General features: G+C 68.4%; 20 protein-coding genes and 2 pseudogenes. 9 read left to right on the forward strand and 13 right to left on the reverse strand.

From position 1 onward, the window contains the following. Nucleotides 1-17: 17 nt before the first annotated feature. The 6 genes from N5079_RS22155 to N5079_RS22180 are packed head-to-tail and all read right to left on the reverse strand — an operon-like array spanning nt 18 to nt 5,936. Nucleotides 18-1,952: a S9 family peptidase gene (locus N5079_RS22155; RefSeq protein WP_261585884.1), complete on the reverse strand. Its 1,935-nt coding sequence runs from the start codon at nt 1,950-1,952 to the stop codon at nt 18-20. 39 nt (nt 1,953-1,991) lie between these two features. Further along, on the reverse strand, nt 1,992-2,735 hold the full coding sequence (locus N5079_RS22160; RefSeq protein ID WP_261585885.1) for a transporter substrate-binding domain-containing protein: 744 nt from the start codon (nt 2,733-2,735) through the stop codon (nt 1,992-1,994). Nucleotides 2,736-2,790: 55 nt separating this feature from the next. Continuing rightward, entirely contained in the window at nt 2,791-3,657 is an 867-nt protein-coding gene (locus N5079_RS22165) for an amino acid ABC transporter permease (RefSeq protein WP_261585886.1), read from the reverse strand. After that, nucleotides 3,654-4,325, reverse strand: coding sequence for an amino acid ABC transporter permease (locus N5079_RS22170; protein ID WP_261585887.1), 672 nt, complete (start codon nt 4,323-4,325; stop codon nt 3,654-3,656). The genes N5079_RS22165 and N5079_RS22170 overlap by 4 nt, the downstream gene beginning before the upstream one ends. Before the next feature lies 1 nt (nt 4,326). Next, a complete protein-coding gene (locus tag N5079_RS22175) occupies nt 4,327-5,160 on the reverse strand; it encodes a glutamate ABC transporter substrate-binding protein (RefSeq protein ID WP_261585888.1) in 834 nt (277 codons plus the stop codon). 20 nt (nt 5,161-5,180) lie between these two features. Next, nucleotides 5,181-5,936, reverse strand: a complete 756-nt coding sequence (locus N5079_RS22180; protein ID WP_261585889.1) for an amino acid ABC transporter ATP-binding protein — start codon at nt 5,934-5,936, stop codon at nt 5,181-5,183. A gap of 343 nt (nt 5,937-6,279) precedes the next feature. Between N5079_RS22180 and miaB the strand changes: the two genes are divergently transcribed. Beyond that, nucleotides 6,280-7,812, forward strand: coding sequence for a tRNA (N6-isopentenyl adenosine(37)-C2)-methylthiotransferase MiaB (gene miaB, locus N5079_RS22185; protein ID WP_261585890.1), 1,533 nt, complete (start codon nt 6,280-6,282; stop codon nt 7,810-7,812). On the opposite strand, the gene N5079_RS22190 is transcribed toward miaB, so the two are convergent. Continuing rightward, a complete protein-coding gene (locus tag N5079_RS22190) occupies nt 7,809-7,958 on the reverse strand; it encodes a hypothetical protein (RefSeq protein ID WP_261585891.1) in 150 nt (49 codons plus the stop codon). The two genes, miaB and N5079_RS22190, sit on opposite strands and share 4 nt — an antisense overlap. 605 nt (nt 7,959-8,563) lie before the next feature. Between N5079_RS22190 and N5079_RS22195 the strand changes: the two genes are divergently transcribed. Together N5079_RS22195 and N5079_RS22200 are read left to right on the forward strand one after the other, a co-directional pair. After that, nucleotides 8,564-9,292 carry a class III extradiol dioxygenase subunit B-like domain-containing protein gene (locus tag N5079_RS22195; protein WP_261585892.1) on the forward strand — a complete coding sequence of 243 codons (729 nt, stop codon included), beginning with the start codon at nt 8,564-8,566 and terminating at the stop codon, nt 9,290-9,292. Nucleotides 9,293-9,381: 89 nt separating this feature from the next. Continuing rightward, nucleotides 9,382-10,191 (forward strand): methyltransferase domain-containing protein, encoded by an 810-nt coding sequence (locus N5079_RS22200; protein WP_261585893.1) that lies wholly within the window; start codon nt 9,382-9,384, stop codon nt 10,189-10,191. 20 nt (nt 10,192-10,211) lie between these two features. Here the strand turns inward: N5079_RS22200 and N5079_RS22205 are convergent. Further along, nucleotides 10,212-10,771 (reverse strand): annotated as a pseudogene (locus tag N5079_RS22205) (MBL fold metallo-hydrolase). Nucleotides 10,772-11,174: 403 nt separating this feature from the next. On the opposite strand from N5079_RS22205, the gene N5079_RS22210 reads away from it, so the two are divergent. Continuing rightward, entirely contained in the window at nt 11,175-11,642 is a 468-nt protein-coding gene (locus N5079_RS22210) for a hypothetical protein (RefSeq protein ID WP_261585894.1), read from the forward strand. 404 nt (nt 11,643-12,046) lie between these two features. On the opposite strand, the gene N5079_RS22215 is transcribed toward N5079_RS22210, so the two are convergent. Together N5079_RS22215 and N5079_RS22220 are read right to left on the reverse strand one after the other, a co-directional pair. Further along, nucleotides 12,047-12,385: a hypothetical protein gene (locus N5079_RS22215; RefSeq protein ID WP_261585895.1), complete on the reverse strand. Its 339-nt coding sequence runs from the start codon at nt 12,383-12,385 to the stop codon at nt 12,047-12,049. 427 nt (nt 12,386-12,812) lie between these two features. After that, nucleotides 12,813-13,601 carry an SAM-dependent methyltransferase gene (locus N5079_RS22220; protein ID WP_261585896.1) on the reverse strand — a complete coding sequence of 263 codons (789 nt, stop codon included), beginning with the start codon at nt 13,599-13,601 and terminating at the stop codon, nt 12,813-12,815. A 128-nt stretch (nt 13,602-13,729) separates the two neighbouring features. On the opposite strand from N5079_RS22220, the pseudogene N5079_RS35595 reads away from it, so the two are divergent. The 3 genes and pseudogenes from N5079_RS35595 to N5079_RS22230 form a co-directional block, all read left to right on the forward strand. Further along, nucleotides 13,730-13,885: pseudogene (locus N5079_RS35595) on the forward strand (helix-turn-helix domain-containing protein); the annotation flags it as partial. A gap of 81 nt (nt 13,886-13,966) precedes the next feature. Then, nucleotides 13,967-14,971, forward strand: a complete 1,005-nt coding sequence (locus N5079_RS22225; protein WP_261585897.1) for a hypothetical protein — start codon at nt 13,967-13,969, stop codon at nt 14,969-14,971. Between the two features lie 169 nt (nt 14,972-15,140). Further along, entirely contained in the window at nt 15,141-15,527 is a 387-nt protein-coding gene (locus N5079_RS22230; RefSeq protein WP_261585898.1) for a hypothetical protein, read from the forward strand. Nucleotides 15,528-15,607: 80 nt separating this feature from the next. Here N5079_RS22230 and N5079_RS22235 read toward each other — a convergent pair whose 3' ends face one another. The 3 genes from N5079_RS22235 to N5079_RS22245 form a co-directional block, all read right to left on the reverse strand. Continuing rightward, on the reverse strand, nt 15,608-16,459 hold the full coding sequence (locus N5079_RS22235) for a replication initiator (RefSeq protein WP_315967878.1): 852 nt from the start codon (nt 16,457-16,459) through the stop codon (nt 15,608-15,610). A gap of 133 nt (nt 16,460-16,592) precedes the next feature. Beyond that, nucleotides 16,593-17,018, reverse strand: a complete 426-nt coding sequence (locus tag N5079_RS22240) for a type II toxin-antitoxin system VapC family toxin (protein ID WP_261585900.1) — start codon at nt 17,016-17,018, stop codon at nt 16,593-16,595. Next, nucleotides 17,015-17,260 carry a hypothetical protein gene (locus N5079_RS22245; RefSeq protein ID WP_261585901.1) on the reverse strand — a complete coding sequence of 82 codons (246 nt, stop codon included), beginning with the start codon at nt 17,258-17,260 and terminating at the stop codon, nt 17,015-17,017. Before N5079_RS22245 ends, N5079_RS22240 begins: the two co-directional genes overlap by 4 nt. Before the next feature lie 340 nt (nt 17,261-17,600). Here N5079_RS22245 and N5079_RS22250 point away from each other — a divergent pair, with 340 nt between their 5' ends. Continuing rightward, entirely contained in the window at nt 17,601-18,131 is a 531-nt protein-coding gene (locus N5079_RS22250) for a methylated-DNA--[protein]-cysteine S-methyltransferase (RefSeq protein ID WP_261585902.1), read from the forward strand. Between the two features lie 21 nt (nt 18,132-18,152). Beyond that, nucleotides 18,153-19,070: a tRNA (adenosine(37)-N6)-dimethylallyltransferase MiaA gene (gene miaA / locus N5079_RS22255; RefSeq protein ID WP_261585903.1), complete on the forward strand. Its 918-nt coding sequence runs from the start codon at nt 18,153-18,155 to the stop codon at nt 19,068-19,070. Nucleotides 19,071-19,082 lie beyond the last annotated feature (12 nt).

Raw genomic sequence — 19,082 nt, forward strand, 5'->3', positions numbered from 1 at the left:
ACCTGTTGGAAGATCCGTTAGAAGATCTGCAGGTAGAACGACAGCTCGGCGGCCAGGGCGGCGGTCTTGCTCTCCAGTCGCCGGAACCCGTGGGCCTCGCCCTCGAACGTGAGGTAGGTGCAGGGCACGCCCCGGGCCGTCAGCCGGTCGGCGAAGGTCTCCGACTGCGACGGGGGCACGACGGGATCCGCGAGCCCCTGCATCAGCAGCATCGGGCAGGTCACCTGGTCGGCGCGGGCCAGCGGCTCGCGGGAGCCGTACGCCGACTCAGGGCCGACCAGCCACTCCACGTAGCGCGACTCGAAGTCGTGCGTCCCGGCCACGAGCGGCGCGAGCGCGCTGACCCCCGCGACGGAGACGCCTCCCGCGAAGACTCCGGACGCGCAGCACGCGGCCATGACCGTCCAGCCGCCCGCGCTTCTCCCGCGGATGGCGATGCGCGCGGGGTCGGCCAGTCCCTCGGCCGCGAGCCACTGGGCCGCCGCGACGGCGTCCTCGACATCGGTGACGCCCCACTGGCCGCGAAGGCGCTCCCGGTAGGCCCGGCCGTACCCGCTGGAGCCTCCGTAGTTGACGTCGAGCACGCCGATCCCGCGGCTGGTGAAGAACGCCTTCTCCAGGCTGAGCTCGGTGATGGCGTGGGAGGTCGGCCCGCCGTGCACGAAGACGACGTACGGCGAGGCACCCTCGTCGGCGTGCTCGGGATTGGCCGGCGGGTAGAGGTATGCGTGCACCCGGCGGCCCAGCCCGCCCTCGATGTCGACGGACCGGGGCGTGGGCAGGTAGGCGACGTCGGGCAACTCGGCGACGTCGCGCCGGAGCCCCTCGACCCGGCCCGTCACGGTGTCGACCCGGACGACTGAACGTGGCACGTGGGGGCCGTACGCGATCCCGGCGAGGGTCGTGCCGTCGGTGGCGAGCTCCTGCACCCATCCCTCGTACGGCACGTCGAGGTCGGTGAGGACCCCGGTGCCGGGGTCGAGGATGCCGAGGCGCAGGTCTCCCTGTCCGTGCAGGACCGCGAGCCTCCCGTCGCCGAGCACGACGTACGGCCGGCCGCCGAGCTGCCACAGCGGCCCGCCGAATTCTTCCTCAGCCGGATAGAGCGCCTGGGACGACGTGCCGAAGATCCCGATCTGGTAGAGGTTCCACCAGCCGGACCAGTCGGAGATGAGGTAGAGGTGCCGGTCGTCCCGCCATGACGGGGCCAGCACCGACTCGGAGATGCCGCCCTTGATGGTCCACGACCTGCCGTCGGTGACGCTGGTGATCCGCAGTTCCGTGCCGGTCCACGGCATCCGGGGGTGGTTCCAGCAGATGTAGGCGAGGTGCTCCCCGTCGGGGGAGATCGCCGGGGAGGCGTAGAAGTCGCTGCCGGAGGCCCGCTCGACGATGTCGCCCGACGACAGCGGGATGGAGACGATCGACCGGGTGACCTTGGCGTCCTGGTGGTGGCGCTCCTGGACGCACCACACCTCGGGCCCGTCCGGCCCCTCGTGGACCAGCAGGTCGGCGTAGCGCAGGCCGCAGGGCTGGTCGGGCTCGGGGGTGAGCGGCCGGGGCTCGCCGGATCCGTCGAGGAGGTAGAGCCGCTGGTCGGCGTGGTGGGCGAAGACGATGCCTTTTTCGGGGCCTCTTCCAGGGCCTCTTCCAGGGCCTCTTCCAGGGCCTTGTCCGGAGCCTTGTCCGGAGCCTTCTCCGGGGCCCCGCCCGGGGACGACGGCGTACGACCGCCCGCCGTACTCGTGGACGCGGGTCCGGGCGTCCCAGGGCGCGGGAAGCAGCTCGCGGCGGGTCCCGTCGGCGGCGCGGTGGACCACGGTCCGGCGGCCCGCTTCGGCCGGCCGGTCCTCCTCCCACCACACCTCGTCACCGAGCACCGTGGGGAAGCCCAGGCGCAACCCGGAGCGGGCGACATCGGCGGTCGAGATCGGCGACTCCCATGGGGGCATGACGGCATCCTGCCGGAAACGGGGGCCGCGCGGGCGCGATTATCCCTTTTCCAGGGCCGGGGGAGAGGTGTAACGCGTGGCGAGGACTCCAAGGTAATCGATGACCGCCTGGTTCCAGGTGCCGTCGTCGAACATATGGCGCAGCGCCTCGTCGACCTGGTCGCGGAGCGAGGCCGACCCGGCGGCTATGCCGTACTTCTCGGCGGACAGTGGCTTGCCGCTGAACCGGAAGCGGCCGGGGTACTGCCCCTCCAACCCGGCGAGGACGGGGGCGTCGGCCACGATGGCGTCGGTCCTGCCGTCGGCGAGCAGCGGCGCGCAGGCGGCCGGCACGTTGGCCTCCGCGAGGAAGGCGCTCTTCCACTTCACGCCGAACCTGCCGACGAGCCGCCTGGCGGAGGCATCGGTGGCGCAGACCCGCTTGCGCGCGAGGTCCCTCGTTCCGCGGATCGACAAATCTCCGGCGCGGACGAGGATGTCGGTGCTGGTGACGAGGTAGGGCCCCGCGACGTAGCGAGGGCCGCCGGAGCCGACGACGAGGTCCGCCCCGGCAGTGTCGTCGGTGTAGACGATCTGGTCGTCGCGGTAGCCGAGCCGGCGGGCGACGTCGTGCGCTATCGCTATGTCGAAGCCGGTGAATCCCCCGTCCGGAAGGCGGGTGACCAGCCCGGGATATCCGGCACGCACGCCGACGACCAGGGTGCCGGCGTTCCCGCAGCCCGCGAGGAACGCGGCCCCGATGCTGGTCACCAGGCCGGTCAACACGGCAACGCCACGCCACACCCGCTCAATATCGAGGCGCCGTACGGCGGGCTCCAAGCAGCGACACGGCAAAAGTTCACCTCATGGCGACCTCTCGCACGACCGGCGCGGCGGGGGCCTTGCGGCTGCGCCGGCTCCGCCGTTCGAGCCGGTTGGCCAGATAGCCCAGGGCGAGGTTGATCAGGATGTAGATCGCCGCGATGACGATCACCGACGGGATGAGGTTGCCGAAGTTGGCCGGGACGACCCGGGCTCCCGCGTTGAGCAGGTCGGCGTAGGCGACGACGAACCCGAGCGCGGTGTCCTTGAGCAGCACGACGAGCTGGCCGACGATCGCCGGCATCATCGAGGTCACCGCCTGGGGCAGCAGGATCAGCCGCATGACCTGGTTTTTCCGGAGGCCCGTCGCGTATCCCGCCTCCGACTGGCCGCGCGGGACCGCCCGGATGCCGGCCCGCACGATCTCGGCCAGCACCGACCCGTTGTAGAGCGTCAGGCCGAAGACCACGGCCGTGAACTCGGTGACGACCAGGCCGGCGAGGCTCCCGCCGTACTGCGCGAAGAAGATCAGCATGAGGAGCGGGATCGCGCGGAAGAGCTCGACGACGACGCCCGCCGGCGCCCTGACCCACCGGTGGTCCGACAGCCGGGCGATGCCGAAGACGGCCCCGAATACGAGGGCGAGGACGGCGGCCACCGCGGCGGCGGCGAGGGTGTTCCAGAGGCCGGGGAGGATCAGCTCGGTCCAGGTGTCCGCCTGGAGGAACGGCCTCCAGAGCTTGCCGTCCCACTGGCCCTTCTCCTCGAATTTGGTCCAGACGAGATAGGCCAGCAGGAGCAGGACCACGCAGAAGACCAGCGTGAGGACGCTGTTGCGCAGCCGCGACCGGGGGCCCGGGGCGTCGTAGAGCACGGTTGCCTGTGTCCCGGGCGCCCGGCTCATCGCGTCACCGCCATGCGCCTCGCCAGCCGGCCGAACAGCAGGCCGACGGGGAGGGTCAGCACCACGAAGCCCGCCGCGAACCCGAGGAAGATCGGGATGACGGCGTCTCCGTGGGCGTCGAACAGGTTCTTCATCCGCAGCGCCGCCTCCGCGACGCCGATGGCGGCGGCCACCGTCGTGTTCTTGATCAGGGCGATGAGCAGGCTGCCGAACGGCGCGATGACCGCCCGGAAGGCCTGGGGAAGGATGATCAACCGGAGCGTCTGCGGGAACGTCAGGCCGATCGACCGGGCCGCCTCCGCCTGGCCGAGCGGCACCGTGTTGATGCCGGCCCGCAGGACCTCGCAGACGAAGGCCGCCGTGTAGGCCGACAGCCCGATCGTGGACAGCCAGAAGCTGTTGATGGACAGGTCGTCCGCGGAGAACTGGACGTTCATCACCGTGCCGAGGCCGAGGCCGCAGAAGACGATGATGAGGGTCAGCGGGGTGTTGCGGAGGATGTTGACGTACACCGTGCCCGCCCCCCGCAGCACCGGCAGGGGGCTGACCCGCATGGCCGCCAGCACGGTGCCCCACACCAGCGAGATGACCCCGCTGACCACCGTGAGCTTCACCGTCAGCCAGAACGCCTGGAGGATGACGGGAAGCTCTTCGACGACGGCCTCCACCTCAGTAACGCTCGACGGGCGGTGGAGAGGTGAAGAACTTGCCGAACTCGCCGAGGTTGGCGTCGATGGCCTTGCGCCAGCTTCCGTCCTTGAACATCTTCTCCAGCGCGTTGTTGATCGCGTCCCGGCCGGACTTGTCGTCCTTCTTGATGCCGATGCCGTACTTCTCGGTCGAGAACGGCTTGCCGATCAGCTTGAACTTGCCGGGGAACTGCGTGGCGAACCCGGCGAGGATCGTCGCGTCCGTGGAGATGGCGTCGACCTGCTTGCTCTCCAGCAGCGGCAGGCAGGCCGCGTAGCCCTGCTGCTGCGTCAGGTTCTTGGACTCCCACTCGGCGCCGAACTTCTCGGCCAGCCGCTTCGGTGAGGACGAGCCCTGCGCGCCGCAGACCTTCTTGTCCTTGAGCGACTCGACATCCGTGATGGTGGCGTCGTCCGCGCGGACCAGGATGTCCTGCCCGGTGATGAGGTACGGCCCGGCGAAGGAGATCTTCTTCTTGCGGTCGTCGGTGATCGAGTAGGTGGCGACGACCATGTCGACCTGGCCCTGCTGGATGAACGGCTCGCGGTTGGCCGACTGGGCCTCCTTGAACGTGATGCCGCTCTCGGGGACGCCCAGTTCCTTGGCGACGTACCTGGCGACGTCCACGTCGAGCCCGGCGTAGGTGCCGTCGGGTTTCTTCAGCCCGAGGCCGGGCTGGTCGACCTTGATGCCGATGACGAGCTTCTTGTCGTCCTTGGCCTTGTCGACGATCGAGCTCGCTCCCGACTTGCCGCACGCGGTGAGGCTGGTGGCCAGGGCCGCGAGCGCCAGTAGGCAGGCTCCGAATCGCATCTGCGTCACCTTTCGGGGGATTAGTGCGTGAGGATCTTGGAGAGGAAGTCCCGGGCTCGTTCGGTGCTGGGCCTGGTGAAGAAGTCGGCGGGCGCGCCCTGCTCGACGATCTGGCCGTCGGCCATGAAGACGACCCGGTGGGCGGCCCGGCGGGCGAAGCCCATCTCGTGGGTGACGACCATCATCGTCATGCCGTCGCGGGCGAGGCCGACCATGACGTCGAGCACCTCCTGAACCATCTCGGGGTCGAGGGCCGAGGTCGGCTCGTCGAAGAGGATCATCTTGGGGTCCATCGCCAGCGCGCGGGCGATGGCGGTGCGCTGCTGCTGGCCGCCGGAGAGCTGGGCGGGATACTTGGCGGCCTGGGACGCGATGCCGACCCGTTCGAGCAGCTCCATGCCCCGCTGCTCCGCCTGCTGCCGGGGCACTCCGCGCACCCTGATCGGGCCGAGGGTGACGTTCTCCAGGATCGTCTTGTGGGAGAAGAGGTTGAAGGACTGGAACACCATCCCGACCTCGGACCTGAGGTTCGCGAGCGCCTTGCCCTCCGCCGGGAGTTGCCGGCCGTCGAAGGTGATGGTCCCCGAGTCGATGGTCTCCAGCCGGTTGATCACCCGGCACAGCGTGGACTTGCCACCACCGGAGGGACCGATGACGACGACCACCTCGCCGCGGGCGACACTCAGGTCGATGTCCTTCAGCACATGGAGATCGCCGAAGTGCTTGTTGACGGCCGCGAGGTTGACAAGTGGGGCAGAACCACTGGTCTCGGTCATGGTCAACAACGTAAAGCTGTCAATATCGTCAAGTCACTAACCACACGGTACCGATCGCATCACAGCCCGTTCATACCTGCGTACCGGGACATTTCTCCCGGCCTGCCCCGCCGGCCACCCGGGACTATGTCCCAGGCGTTCAGAGCTCGGCGAGCGCGGCGGGGTCGAGCGTGAGCTTGATCGCGGCTCATTACTCTCGGCATCGGTCCGTTGTCATTGTCGCACGCGTTCGCGGACGCCAGCCTAGCTGGCGATATAGCGCTGGGTCGTATGAATCGAACGGATCGTGATCGGTTGTGCGCGGTACGGGAAGGGGTGGGGGAGCGCCTAACCTTGTATTGCGATGACTGTGACCACTCAGGGCACCGAGGGCGCGACCCGGACGTACGAGGTGCGCACCTACGGCTGCCAGATGAACGTGCACGACTCCGAGCGGCTGTCCGGGCTGCTGGAGGACGCCGGATACGTCCGCGCCCCGGAGGGGGAGACGGCGGACGTCGTCGTGTTCAACACGTGCGCCGTGCGGGAGAACGCCGACAACCGGCTCTACGGCAACCTCGGTCACCTCAGGCCGATCAAGCTCGCCCGCGAGGGCATGCAGATCGCCGTGGGCGGCTGCCTGGCGCAGAAGGACCAGGGCGAGATCGTCCGCAGGGCCCCCTGGGTGGACGTCGTCTTCGGCACGCACAACATCGGGTCGCTCCCGGTGCTGCTGGAGCGGGCGCGCATCGCAGAAGAGGCCCAGGTCGAGATCAAGGAATCCCTGGAGACCTTCCCGTCGACGCTGCCGACCAAGCGCGAGTCGGCGTACGCCGCGTGGGTGGCGATCTCGGTCGGGTGCAACAACACCTGCACGTTCTGCATCGTGCCGTCGCTGCGCGGCAAGGAGAAGGACCGCCGCCCCGGGGACATCCTCAACGAGATCCGGACCCTGGTGGACCAGGGCGTCCTGGAGATCACGCTGCTCGGGCAGAACGTCAACACCTACGGCGTCGAGTTCGGCGACCGGCTCGCCTTCGGCAAGCTGCTGCGGGCCTGCGGCGACGTCCAGGGGCTGGAGCGCGTCCGCTTCACCTCGCCGCACCCCGCCGCCTTCACCGACGACGTCATCGCCGCCATGGCCGAGACGCCGAACGTCATGCACCAGCTCCACATGCCGCTCCAGTCGGGCTCCGACCGGATGCTGAAGGCCATGCGGCGGTCGTACCGTTCCGACCGCTACCTCGGCATCATCGAGCGGGTCCGCGCCGCCATGCCCGACGCCGCCATCTCGACCGACATCATCGTGGGCTTCCCCGGCGAGACCGAGGACGACTTCCAGCAGACCCTCGACGTCGTGCGGCGGTCACGCTTCGCCAACGCCTTCACGTTCCAGTACTCCATCCGTCCCGGCACCCCCGCCGCCACGATGGACGGCCAGGTGCCCAAGGTCGTCGTGCAGGAGCGGTACGAGCGGCTGGTCGCCCTCCAGGAAGAGATCGCCTGGGAGGAGAACAAGAAGCAGACCGGCCGCACCCTCGAGGTCCTGATCGCCGAGGGCGAGGGCCGCAAGGACGACGCCACTCACCGCCTGTCCGGCCGCGCTCCCGACAACCGCCTCGTGCACCTGGCCGCCGTGGACGCCCGCCCCGGGGACATGGTGACCGTCGAGGTGACCTACGCGGCGCCGCACCACCTCGTGGCCGACAAGGTGCTGTCGGTCCGCCGTACGCGTGCCGGCGACGCCTGGGAGTCCCGTCAGGGACGGCCCCGCTCCGGGCAGCCGGTGAACGAGTCGGTGAACACGGTCAGCCTCGGCATGCCGACCATCGGCCGCCCGGCTCCCGCTCCCGAGCCCGCGGCCGCCTGCGCGGCTCCCGCGCCGCTCACGACCTAGCCTCCGGTGAGGCCGTCGAGCACCTGGTAACAGTAGTCCCGGCGCAGGCCGTCGTAGGTCGCGCAGGGATCCGGGAACCGTCCCGGCCGTGGGTGTCCGTCGGGTCGTGGCAGGTCCTGCTTCGGCGCGTCGGGGGGTTGCGCCATCCGTTTCGGCTGTTCCGGCTTGGGCTGCGGCTCCGGATTCGGGCGGGGTCTCGGGATCTTCGATGTCTCGGACGTCTTGGACCTCTTCGGTGGCGCGGCGACGGGCACGTGAGGTTCCGTACGGCCTGCCGGGGGCGGCTTGGGACTGTCCGGCAGCCGGTGCGCGGAGGGCGAGGGCGTCGCGGGCGGCGGGCTTGAGAGGGACGGCGCGGTTGGGGGAGATGGTGGACTTGAGGGGGACGGCTCCGCGCCGAGCGCGCCTCCGGCCATGGCTCCGACGGCTCCCGTGGGGCGGGGAGTCAGTTCAACGGGCCCTGTGTCGGCCGGAAACACGCCTCGCTGGGGTGCCCAGGAGCGTTCGGCTTCACGGGTGGCGTCGTGACGTGTCACGGCGGCCATGGTGATCCCGAGACCGGCGATGGCGATGACGCTGGTGACACCCGCCACGGCGAGACCCGTACGGGCCCGCCGGTGCCGCGGTGAGGGGGAAAAGTCCGACAATGCCGTAATTCTTCCGTGATTGTTCCGCGTCTATTTCGTTATCGCTCTCAGTGTGGATCCCCGCAGCCGCATGACGACCGCGTTTCCCGAAATAAGGTGGTGGGGTGCTGGTCGCCGCCGCTGTATGTCCGCATCCCCCGCTAATCGTGCCGGAACTCGCCGGTGCCGCCTCCTTCGAGCTCGACGATCTCCGTGCGGCATGTGACTCCGCCATCAGGTCGCTCGCCGAGGCCCGGCCCGATCTCCTCGTGGTGGTCGGAGGCGCGGAGAGGTCCGCGCGCCATCCTGCGGACGCCTCCGGCACCATGCGACCGTGGGGTGCGGATGTCCGCGTTGGTGCGGGTGAACCCGTCCTCCCGCTGTCGTTGACCATTGGCCGCTGGCTCGTCGAGCGAACTCTTGCGGGTGTCCTGCCGGACCTTCGGTTCGAGGCGATCGCGGCCGACGCGTCTCCTGGCGATTGCGTGGCGCTCGGCCGGGAGATCGCTCGATCGGCCGACCGGGTCGCGCTGCTCGCCATGGGGGACGGCTCGGCCAGGCTCACCGAGAAATCCCCCGGATACCTGCACCCGCTGGCGGCGCCGTACAACCGGATGCTCGGCGACGCGATGGCGAGCGCCGAGGCCGGCCGGCTCCTGGAGATCGATCCGGCTGTGGCCGAGGAGTTGTGGGTGGGTGGCAGGGCCGCGTTCCAGGTCCTGGCCGGCGCCGCGGAACCCGTCGAGGGCGCCCGCCGGGCGACACGCCGCCTCGGTGGGTCGCTCTACGACGACGCGCCTTACGGTGTCGGCTACTTCGTCGCCCGATGGCTGGTCGAGGAGAGTAAGCCCTAAGTGTTGTCTCATTTAATGAGACAATACTTCTCGATATGTGGTACTCCCTACTAGGCTCGCCTCGTCAGCCAGCCGTAGAAGGGGGCAACATGTCCGGATCGTCTGCCATCTACACGCACGGCCACCACGAGTCGGTGCTCCGCTCGCATGCCTGGCGCACGGCCGCCAACTCGGCCGCGTACCTGCTGCCTCACCTGCGACCGGGCATGTCGCTGCTCGACGTCGGCTGTGGCCCCGGGACCATCACCGCTGATCTCGCCGAACTGGTCGCCCCGGGAGCGGTCACCGGCATCGATCCCGACGGGGGCGTCATCGCGCAGGCCGCCGAGGCGGGAGCCGTACGGGAACTGGCGAACGTCACGTGGGAGGTCGGTGATGTCTACCGCCTGGCGTATCCCGACCGGTCGTTCGACGTCGTCCACGCGCACCAGGTGCTCCAGCATGTCGCCGACCCGGTGGGCGCGCTGACCGCGATGCGCCGCGTGTGCAAGCCCGGTGGGATCGTCGCGGCGCGCGACTCGGACTACGCGGCGTTCACCTGGTATCCCCAGGTGCCCGCCCTGGACGAGTGGCTGGCCCTGTACCGCCAGGTGGCCCGCGCCAACGGCGGCGAACCCGACGCGGGACGCCGCCTGCTGTCGTGGGCCCGGGAGGCCGGATTCAGCGAGGTCACCGCCGGCGGTTCGGTCTGGTGCTTCGCCACCCCCGGCGATCGCGCCTGGTGGAGCGGGCTGTGGGCCAGCCGCGTCACCGACTCGGCCATCGCCGGCCAGGCGCTCGACCACGGGTACGCCACTCGGGCCGACCTGGAGAGGATGGCCGGCGGCTGGCGGCAGTGGGGGGCGGCTAAGGACGGCTGGTTCGCCATCCTGCACGGTGAGATCATCTGCCGAGTCTGAGGCGGCTCCGCCCCACGAGGTCAGGGGAGTCGTTTCGGGACGGGGATCCGCATGAGGTCGCGGGCCACGACGATCTCGCCGCTGTACGCCTTCCCGGCCTCCTCGACGAAGCGGGGCTCGTCAGCGTGGGAATACCGTTCGGAGAAGTGGGTCAGGACGAGCCGGCGGACGCCGCAGGCCGCGGCGACCTGCCCGGCCTGGGCCGCCGTGAGATGGCCGTAGTCGGCGGCCAGCGCGGACTCCTCCGACAGGAACTTCCGGCGGCCCACTGGGCGAGGTCGCCGGAGATCGGTCGCGGACTGATCACATCGGTGTCGGCGAAGGCGGTGGCGTGTCGCAGCCGCTGCCAGTAGGTTTCGCCGCTCGCCGGATACGCCGCTTGGACGGGATGGCTGACCTTGTCGCGGGCGACGCGCTGTACGACTCCCGGCACACCCAGGCAGTGATCGCCATGAAAGTGGGTGACACAGATCCAGGTCAGGTCGTGCGCGCTCACCCCGGCATGGACCATCTGCCGCTGGGTCCCCTCACCCGGATCGAACAGGAAGCCCTCACTGTCCCAGCGCAGCAGGTAACCCAAGTACTTGTCTTAATGCAATATGTCCGCGCCGAGATGTTGGAGCTCCCAACCATGGCGGAGCAGAGCCAGCAATACGCGGCCTGTGCGTCTGACCTGGGCATGTCTCTGCCACGGCCATCGGCCCGAACACGTGATCAGATCGACGGCTTCAGCCTCAGGGATCGGTGGCGAGGACCTTCACTACAGGGTCAAGGGCGCCACGGGCCGCCCGCCCGCTTGGCGGCCTGGCGGGCTTGCGCATGCGGCCCTGGGGGGCCGTACGCGCCCACCGCCGCCCGCGACCGGCGTCCCCGACAAGCGAACTCCAGTGATCGGATACATCGTCACCGGCTTGGCAAATGAGCTAGCCGGATTGCGGCTAGCTTGATGGACAGAACGGCTCGTGGTGGCCTACGGTTCCTCCATGAATGACCGTCGCGACGCCATCTTTGACGAGCCCGACATCCCCGAAGACTTCGACCAAGCCGAAGTCGAAATCGCCACCAGCTACAACGCCACCGCTACGCGCACCGGCAAGCACTGGACGGCCACCGTTCGCAACCTCCCAGAAGGCCACGTCATCCAGGTCCAGGGCGCGACCTGGAGAGAAACCAAGGACAACGTCCTGAACTGCGTGGTAGATCTGCTCCACCCCGCCCCCGGCACCGTCGGCATTCACCTCGCTCCTGCCGACCCGGAAGCGGCAGACGCACTGAATAGCGTCATTGACGCACGCGTCGCACGCTTCTACGCCGAACAGGCCGAGCGCGACGCCGTCCGCAAGGCCGCCCGCACTCTCATCGATCAGGGCTGGACCACTCGCGACATCGGCAGCGCGCTGGGCCTGTCCCACCAGCGAATCTCCCAGATCGTCCCCCGTGCCACCATGTGACATGTAAACGTCCCCGGCCCTTGTCTTGTTGGGACGACCAGGGGACCGGCGCTGTCCGTACCTCCCCCGCCCCCGCTGCCTCATTGTTCGTGGCCCTCGGTCGGTGTCAACGCCGTCTGTTCCGGTTGGGTGTGGTGAACGGTGCACGTCGTAGCGAAGGGACACGCGAAGACGGCATTGACACCTCGGTCGGGCCACTGATGTCGGCAGCTATCGGGGGCGGGGGAGGAGTGGTGCGGGACCGTGGCCCCGACCTCTAACAGGCGCGACGACGCGGGACTCTGTCACCGGGGGGAAGATCCTCGCCACCCGGAAGGGCAAGGATCCAACCGCGTCGCCGCGCCAGCCTCAGACGAACCGGTCAGCCAATCAGCGACCAGCCCGATACGGCGCGCGTCGTGGCGTCATTCGTCGCTGCGTGTGTCCGCTACAGCGTCCACCGGGTCGAACTCGCCGCCCTTCACCGCCTTGACGAAGGTGTCCCAGGTGTGGCGAGTGGTCACCAGGTAGGGGGAGCACTTCACGATCCCGGCGTTGGCCAGGTCGCCGATCGTGATCGTGACCTCGTCGCCTTCTTGCTGCGGAGTGAACACGCCCGCCTTGATCGAGGCCAAGAAGCGGCTCCACCGTGCCATGCTCACCCGGACGAATGCGTTGCCCTCGTCGGCGGGATCACGGACATACACCATCGGCCCACGCGGCTGGTACTCGGCTTCCAGCCCATTGACGACCCCAACACCCAAGAGGTTGCTCGTCCGAGACGCCATCACCTGTGCCCACCGTCCTTCCGTAGAGATCACTTCTGCTCTGTACCGCGCTGACGCGGAACCCCGTCACCGGCCGACATCCCTGCCACCACCGCCGACAGCGGATGAGACCGCCGCACCTCCGCGTATCGCTCAGCGACCCGGCGTCCGGCCGTCTCCACCGCCGTAGACGGGCACGATGTCCAGACCCACCGCCTGGACTGCTGTGAGGTTCGGCCCGTCCACCACCGGTAACGCCACCCGTCCGGCCCCGACTCGCACCACACCACGAGATGGACCCACACCGATACGAGTGCCAAGCCATCGCCCTCATTGACGTCGGCCGTGATTCCCCGGCGTTCCAGTTCGGCCCGTAGCCGCTCGGCCATCACCGCAGCAGGCGAGCGCACCGCCGCCGCCCGGCTCACGGCTTGACCCCGACCGCGCCGAAGAAGGGCACATTCGGGTCCTGCCACGGGTCCGCAACCTCTGGCCGCCAGCGCCGCACGTTCACCAGACCCGGATCAACCAATTCCAGTCCCTCGAAGAACCCTCTGATCTCCGCGACCGATCGGAGCACGGCAGGAGCATTCGCACGCTCGTACCGCTTGGCCGCGCCCTGCAATTCCGGAGTCTGTTCCGCGTGCGAGACGACCAGGTAAGAGCCGGGGGCCATCGCGTCCACCAGCGTCCGGACCGCCGCATATGGCTCCTGATCGTCGGGGATGAAGTGGAGCACCGCCACCAGCAGCACCGCCACGGGCTTCGACGAGTCCAGCAGGGCGTGCATGTCCGGATGGGTCAGGATGTCGCTCGGCTTACGCACATCCCCGGCTATCGCACGCGTCTGGGCATCCGTGGCCAGCAGCGCCCGAGCATGGATCAACACGACGGGATCGTTGTCCACGTAGACCACGCGGGACGCCGGATTGACCCGCTGCGCCACCTCATGAACGTTGTCCCGAGTCGGCAGTCCCGCGCCGATATCGAGGAACTGGCCGATCCCCGCCTCACCGGCAAGGAACCGCACCGCACGCCCCAGGAACGCGCGATTCGCCAGCGCGATATCTCTGGCCTGCGGAGCATGGCGGATCACCTCTTCCGCGCACGCCCGATCCGCCGCGTAATGGTCCTTACCGCCGAGGTAATAGTCGTACATCCGGGCGACATTCGGACGGGTCGAGTCGAAATCGTTCGTGATCGCGCCGATCACCGCCGCCTCCTTTGTCGTTGACCTGGCGGCTTTTGCCCCGTCACCATGGTCAGCGTCCGTGTGCGAACAGTCACCGTTGCGTCGTCGCCGCAACGGGCGTTGCCGCAACAGGAAGGACGTATCCCAAGTTGGTAACCGGTCAGGACCTACGGGCGGCACGTCTAAGTCAGGGTGTCAGCCTTGACGGGCTGGCGAAGAGCACCGGCATGTCAAAGGGTCATCTGAGTCGCGTGGAGCGCGGGCACCGCGAAGTAACCCCGGCGATAGTCCGCAGTTACCAGCAGGCCCTAGGAATTGTCGTTGCGGCAACCCATCCTGTTGCGGCAACGAATACGGAAGGGCGCTTACCCTCCAATATGGAGGATATGAAGCGCAGGAACCTTCTTGGGATCATCGCAGCGGCGTCCGTTGGGTCTGCCGCGATGGAGCCGCTTGCCCGACTTCTCGACGGGTTTGAAGGCAGAGGCCTGTCTCGCGTGGGTCTCGCCGAGGTCCAGGCCGTGGAAGCCGCTGCCGACCTCTACACGCGCATGGACCTTGCCCATGGGGGAGGCATGGCAGCCGCGATGGCGCGCGGTTCGCTCGAATGGGCTATCGAGTTGCTGGACAAGCCGATGAGTCAGCCGATCCGTGAGCGGTTGTCGTCCGCGATCGGCTTGCTGGCCGACCGATTCGGATGGGCGATCTACGACGCAGGTGACATATCCACGGCGACGCGAGTTCTGACTCTTGCGCTGGACAACTCGGCCCATGGTGGTGACCGCGATCTCCGCGCGCACGTCATGCTGGACCTCTCCACCGTCACCACCGACAGCGGTCGTCCGGCCGAGGGAGTCGAAATCCTTCGTATGGCCCTCGGGGACGAGCGGATCAGTTCGGCCGAACGCGCGAACCTGCACGCCGTCGCCGCGCGTCACTGCGCCGCAGCCCATGACCGGCAGGCAGGGCTACGGCATGTCGATCTGGCCGAGGAGGCGCTGAGCAAGCCTCAGCAAGCCGCAGCGCCCGAGTGGGCACAGCGCATCACGGTCTCACCAGGCCACCACGACAGCGCCCTCGGGTTGGCACTCTTTGCCCTCGATGAGGACACCCGCGCGTACGAACGCCTGTCGTCAGCGTTGTCCAGACTCGACACCGGCCGCACCCGAACGGGGCTGCGTTGTCGTACGCGCCTGGCCGTCCTGAACATGCGGGCAGGCGACCTGGAGAACAGCGAACGCGAGGCACGCCGCGCGGTGAAGGACGCTATCGGCGTCCGGTCTCGTCGGGTATCGAGCGACCTCACAATGATGATCGAGAGCGCCCGCAGTCACGGCATGGGCCAACTGGCTGACGAGTTGGCCCGCTCGTTGGCGGAATCGGCAGCCTGAACGAGTTGCCTGCCGTGCCTCCGGGGCCCCGCCGGCCGAACTCGCTTTGCTCGCCCTTCGGGTGCTTCGCATTCCGCCGGCAGGGACGAGCAGCCTTGGCGATCACCCCGGAGCCGGAGCGCCCCCGCCGGAGGCATTCCCCCGGAAGCTGCCTGCGGATACTTATGCCATGGCATCCTCGAAGATTCCGCGTACCGTCAAGGCGGTCAACACGACCCAGCTCATTCGCCTCGATGAAGAGGCGATGGTGCGTGGGCTTAACCGTCAACACGGAGCCGGATGGTTGGCCGAGCACGCTGATCCAGAGGCGACTCACTACTTGTGGCCAGCGCTGGTTCATCGCTTGGACCACCGGCCGGAGTACTCGCCGCATTGGCGCTGCATGTTGTTGCTGACTCTGCGAGACGGTCAGCAAGTTTTCTCACTGCTGGATGTCCTGCCGGCATCTTTCACTGCGCTTCCGGAGAACTTGGACCGTGCGACGAAGACACGGATCGCCCAAAGGCTGCAGACGCCAATGCAGACAGTGGCCGAGTGGTCTCAGCGGCACGGCTGAGACGTTGCCCCGATGGCCTGCGCCATGAGTGACTCTTCTACATGCCCTTGCGCGCCACTCGCGTACGTATGCTCCGGCAGTCAGGCAGGTTCCTGCCGTTCCCGCTCGCGAGCGATCTGGCGCGCGGTCGCGATGCGTTGCCGGATCATCTCGGCCCAGAAGTGTTCGCCGTTCCGGTACCCGCTTCCGGCGTACCGCCATTCCCCGACCGTAAGCGTCTCCCGCTCGCCAGGATCAGGGAGGCCGCGCCGCTGCCGAGACTGCTCGGCCTGGTGATCCGCCCGAACCTGGCGCAGTGCGCCGAGCGTGGTGGAGTAGTGGCGGCTCTTGGTCGAGAAGTGTCCCCGGTAGCCGAGCATGTGCGCCCAGTGCCGCAGTGGGACAAGCCGGTATTCGGGACGGTCGGCCAGGGCGAAACAGGTGTAGATCATGCGTCGGGCGTGTTCTGTCACGTCGAGGCGTACGACGTCGGCGACCTCCCGTATGGGACGGTCCACCGTCCCGGCTGACTCGGCACCTTTGGTCGCGTACTTGGCGATGCACGACGCGACCCGCTGATCTGCGATCCCTTCCAGCGAGGTGGCGACATAGATGGGTTCGACGTCCAGTTGCGTTCCCCACCGGCCGACGAAGGACGGGCGATCCTTCGGAACAGGCACGGCCACCCCCGCCGCCGCCTCTTGAATGGCTTCCCGGAGGACGGGGACGGTCGCCCAGTCGGGCGGAGCGTCCGAAGGACCGTCAGGGCCGTCGAGGCGAATCACGGCATGGAAGTGGACCAGGCCCCGCGCTTGGTACTCGGCGACCTTGGCGTAGGACAGGCGTAGCCGCCGCCGTAGCTCAGCGCGTGAGATACCGAGATGACGGGCGAAGACGGCGGGGAGGGCTTGAGTGAAGCGTCGCCACAGCTCTCCCGCGTGAGCGTTCCACAGGACCGCGCAACGCGCGCCAACCTACCGCCCGCCCCGCGGGGTGCGGTCGCTCACGTCAAGCCACCCCTCCGGCTTCCTGTGGAAACCTCCTGCTCCAGGGCGGCTACGGCCACTCGTCCCACATGTGCCCGGATCAGCCAAGCACTTCCGGCAGAAGTGCGAACGTCGGCACATGCCGAGGTCGGATCAACGTGAAGTCACGTCGGTCGAGCGTCGCGATCTGGGCCACGTTCAGTCGTTCCGCGATTGCGACCACGGACACATCAGCGGGGTCGAGTCGAGCATCTCGGTACAGGCGGACAAGTTCTGCCATTCGCCGCACATCGGCCGGCAGTAGGTCCACAAGTTCGAACTCCTCGATCGCGAGATCAAGGAACTGCGCATGCACGCGAGGCCCCATGTGCCTGTTAATGGTCCAACCAGCCTCGATCAAGATGCTCGAAGGCAGAAGGAGCGGTCCCTCCAACTGCTCAAGGAGCCGCACACATGAGGCATGGTGCTTGTCATCCCGATCGACAACAGCGATCAAAGGTCCTGTGTCCAGGAGCGTGGCAGTCACGTCGACCGATCGAACCGCTCCGCCAGCAGATCTTCGACCCGCTCCGATAGATCCCCTTCACCGGAGGCGCCGATCCCCGCGATCGACAACCTCCGACGACGAACCGGCTCAGACGGCTCTTCCTCAGCCGCCTCAGCCAAGTCCGGGTCTGTCTTCACCAAACGCAGGAGGCGACGCGCCTGGTCCGGTGACAGCCGGTCCACCAGGTGATGAAGCTCCTCATACGCATGCCCGGCGCTCATGGCAATGAGTCTACGCAGGCGATTCTGCTGGCGTCAGTGAGTCGCCCCCTGGCGGCCGACTTGTCGTTGTCCTCTTGCACCACCGTCCAGCCGTGTCGCCGCGCGGTTTCCCCGTTTTGACCTTGTGCTGACCTCGCACGCCGTGTTCGTCGCCCTTGATATCAGCGGAGATGCGCGCGTAGGAGACGAGGGGGACGAGATCGCTCATGGGGGGTCTCTTTGCCGGTCGCCCGGCCCCCTGGCGGTAGCCCTCACACAAAGGGCACGCTCGCCTTCCGGCGGTGGCCGCCGTCGCCGCTGGGGTGACAACGGGGGCGACAACGGGGGCGACAATGGGGGAATGGTGGAAACCGTCGCTTTCGGGAGCGTGCCGACGAAGCTGGGGGACGTGCTGGCGGCCGTCACGGAGGAGGGGGTCGCGGCCACGGCCTTTCAGGACGACCCGGCCGTCCGGGCGCGCATCGCTTCCCGTCTCGGGCTGGCCGTCGCCGACGATCCGGCCCGTACGGCCGCCGCCCGCGCGGAGCTGGAGGCGTACTTCGACGGGGGCCTCAAGGAGTTCGGCGTCGCGGTGGACTGGCGGCTCATGTCGCCCATTCAGCGGCAGGTCCTCGGCACGCTATTCACGACCGTGCCGTACGGACAAGTCATGACTTATGGGGAACTGGCGGCCAGGAGCGGGACCGGCGTTCCGGCGCGGGGCATCGGGTCGATCATGGGGAGCAACCCGATCCCGATCATCGTGCCGTGTCACCGGGTCGTCGCGGGCAACGGCCTAGGCGGATTCAGCGGCGGCGACGGCGTGGAGTCCAAGCGCTGGCTGCTGACGCTCGAAGGGCATCTTCCCCCCACGCTGGACTGGGACATCTGAACTTCCGGGACACTTGACGGTGTGGGGCAGCTACCAGTGATCGCCGTCGTGGGTGCCACGGCGGCCGGAAAGTCCGACCTGGCCGTCGATCTGGCGCTGCGGCTCGGCGGCGAGGTCGTCAACACCGATTCCATGCAGCTCTATCGGGGGATGGACATCGGCACTGCCAAGCTGTCCCTCGACGAGCGACGCGGCGTGCCGCATCACCTGCTCGACATCTGGCCGGTCACCCGGACGGCCAGCGTCGCCGAATACCAGCGCCTGGCCCGGCCGCTGATCGAGAATCTCCAGGCTCGTGACCGGGTGCCGATCCTCACTGGCGGATCCGGCCTTTACGTGCGGGCGGCCCTCGACGATCTGGAGTTTCCCGGCACGGACCCCGGCATCCGGGAGCGGCTGGAGAAGGAGCTGGCCGAGACCGGCCCGGCTCCGCTCTACGAACGGCTCCTGATCCGTGACCCGGTGGCCGCCGAGAAGATCCTGCCGAGCAACGGCCGCAGGATCGTCCGCGCCTTGGAGGTCATCGAGCTGTCGGGGCGGCCGTTCTCCGCGACCATGCCGTCGTACGACGCGGTGTACGACAGCGTGCAGATCGGCGTCGAGGTGCCGAGGCCGGTCCTCGACGAGCGGATCGAGCTGCGGGTCCACCGAATGTGGGAGGCGGGGCTGGTCGACGAGGTCCGCGCGCTGGCCGCGGAGGGGCTGGCCGAGGGCAGGACGGCGAGCCGGGCGCTCGGGTACGCCCAGGTCCTCCGCTTCCTCGACGGCGAGTGGACCGAGGAGCAGGCGCGAGAGGAGACCGTGCGGGCGACCCGCCGGTTCGCCCGGCGCCAGGAGTCGTGGTTCCGCCGAGATCCCCGCGTGGTGTGGCTGCCGTTCGACGCCCCCGACCTGCCCGAACGGGCCCTGGTCGTGGTGACCGCCGAGAGGCCGCGGTGACCGGCGAAAAGC

Origin of the sequence: Planotetraspora sp. A-T 1434, assembly GCF_025420585.1 — a bacterium.
Lineage (GTDB): Bacteria > Actinomycetota > Actinomycetes > Streptosporangiales > Streptosporangiaceae > JAOEGB01.

Excerpts from the sequence above, each read along its gene's own strand:
- N5079_RS22155 (WP_261585884.1), bottom strand. The coding sequence starts at position 1,952 with ATGCCCCCATGGGAGTCGCCGATCTCGACCGCCGATGTCGCCCGCTCC.
- N5079_RS22165 (WP_261585886.1), bottom strand. The coding sequence starts at position 3,657 with ATGAGCCGGGCGCCCGGGACACAGGCAACCGTGCTCTACGACGCCCCG.
- N5079_RS22175 (WP_261585888.1), bottom strand. The coding sequence starts at position 5,160 with ATGCGATTCGGAGCCTGCCTACTGGCGCTCGCGGCCCTGGCCACCAGC.
- N5079_RS22180 (WP_261585889.1), bottom strand. The coding sequence starts at position 5,936 with ATGACCGAGACCAGTGGTTCTGCCCCACTTGTCAACCTCGCGGCCGTC.
- miaB (WP_261585890.1), top strand. The coding sequence starts at position 6,280 with ATGACTGTGACCACTCAGGGCACCGAGGGCGCGACCCGGACGTACGAG.
- N5079_RS22190 (WP_261585891.1), bottom strand. The coding sequence starts at position 7,958 with ATGGCGCAACCCCCCGACGCGCCGAAGCAGGACCTGCCACGACCCGAC.
- N5079_RS22200 (WP_261585893.1), top strand. The coding sequence starts at position 9,382 with ATGTCCGGATCGTCTGCCATCTACACGCACGGCCACCACGAGTCGGTG.
- N5079_RS22210 (WP_261585894.1), top strand. The coding sequence starts at position 11,175 with ATGAATGACCGTCGCGACGCCATCTTTGACGAGCCCGACATCCCCGAA.
- N5079_RS22225 (WP_261585897.1), top strand. The coding sequence starts at position 13,967 with ATGAAGCGCAGGAACCTTCTTGGGATCATCGCAGCGGCGTCCGTTGGG.
- N5079_RS22230 (WP_261585898.1), top strand. The coding sequence starts at position 15,141 with ATGGCATCCTCGAAGATTCCGCGTACCGTCAAGGCGGTCAACACGACC.
- N5079_RS22245 (WP_261585901.1), bottom strand. The coding sequence starts at position 17,260 with ATGAGCGCCGGGCATGCGTATGAGGAGCTTCATCACCTGGTGGACCGG.
- N5079_RS22250 (WP_261585902.1), top strand. The coding sequence starts at position 17,601 with ATGGTGGAAACCGTCGCTTTCGGGAGCGTGCCGACGAAGCTGGGGGAC.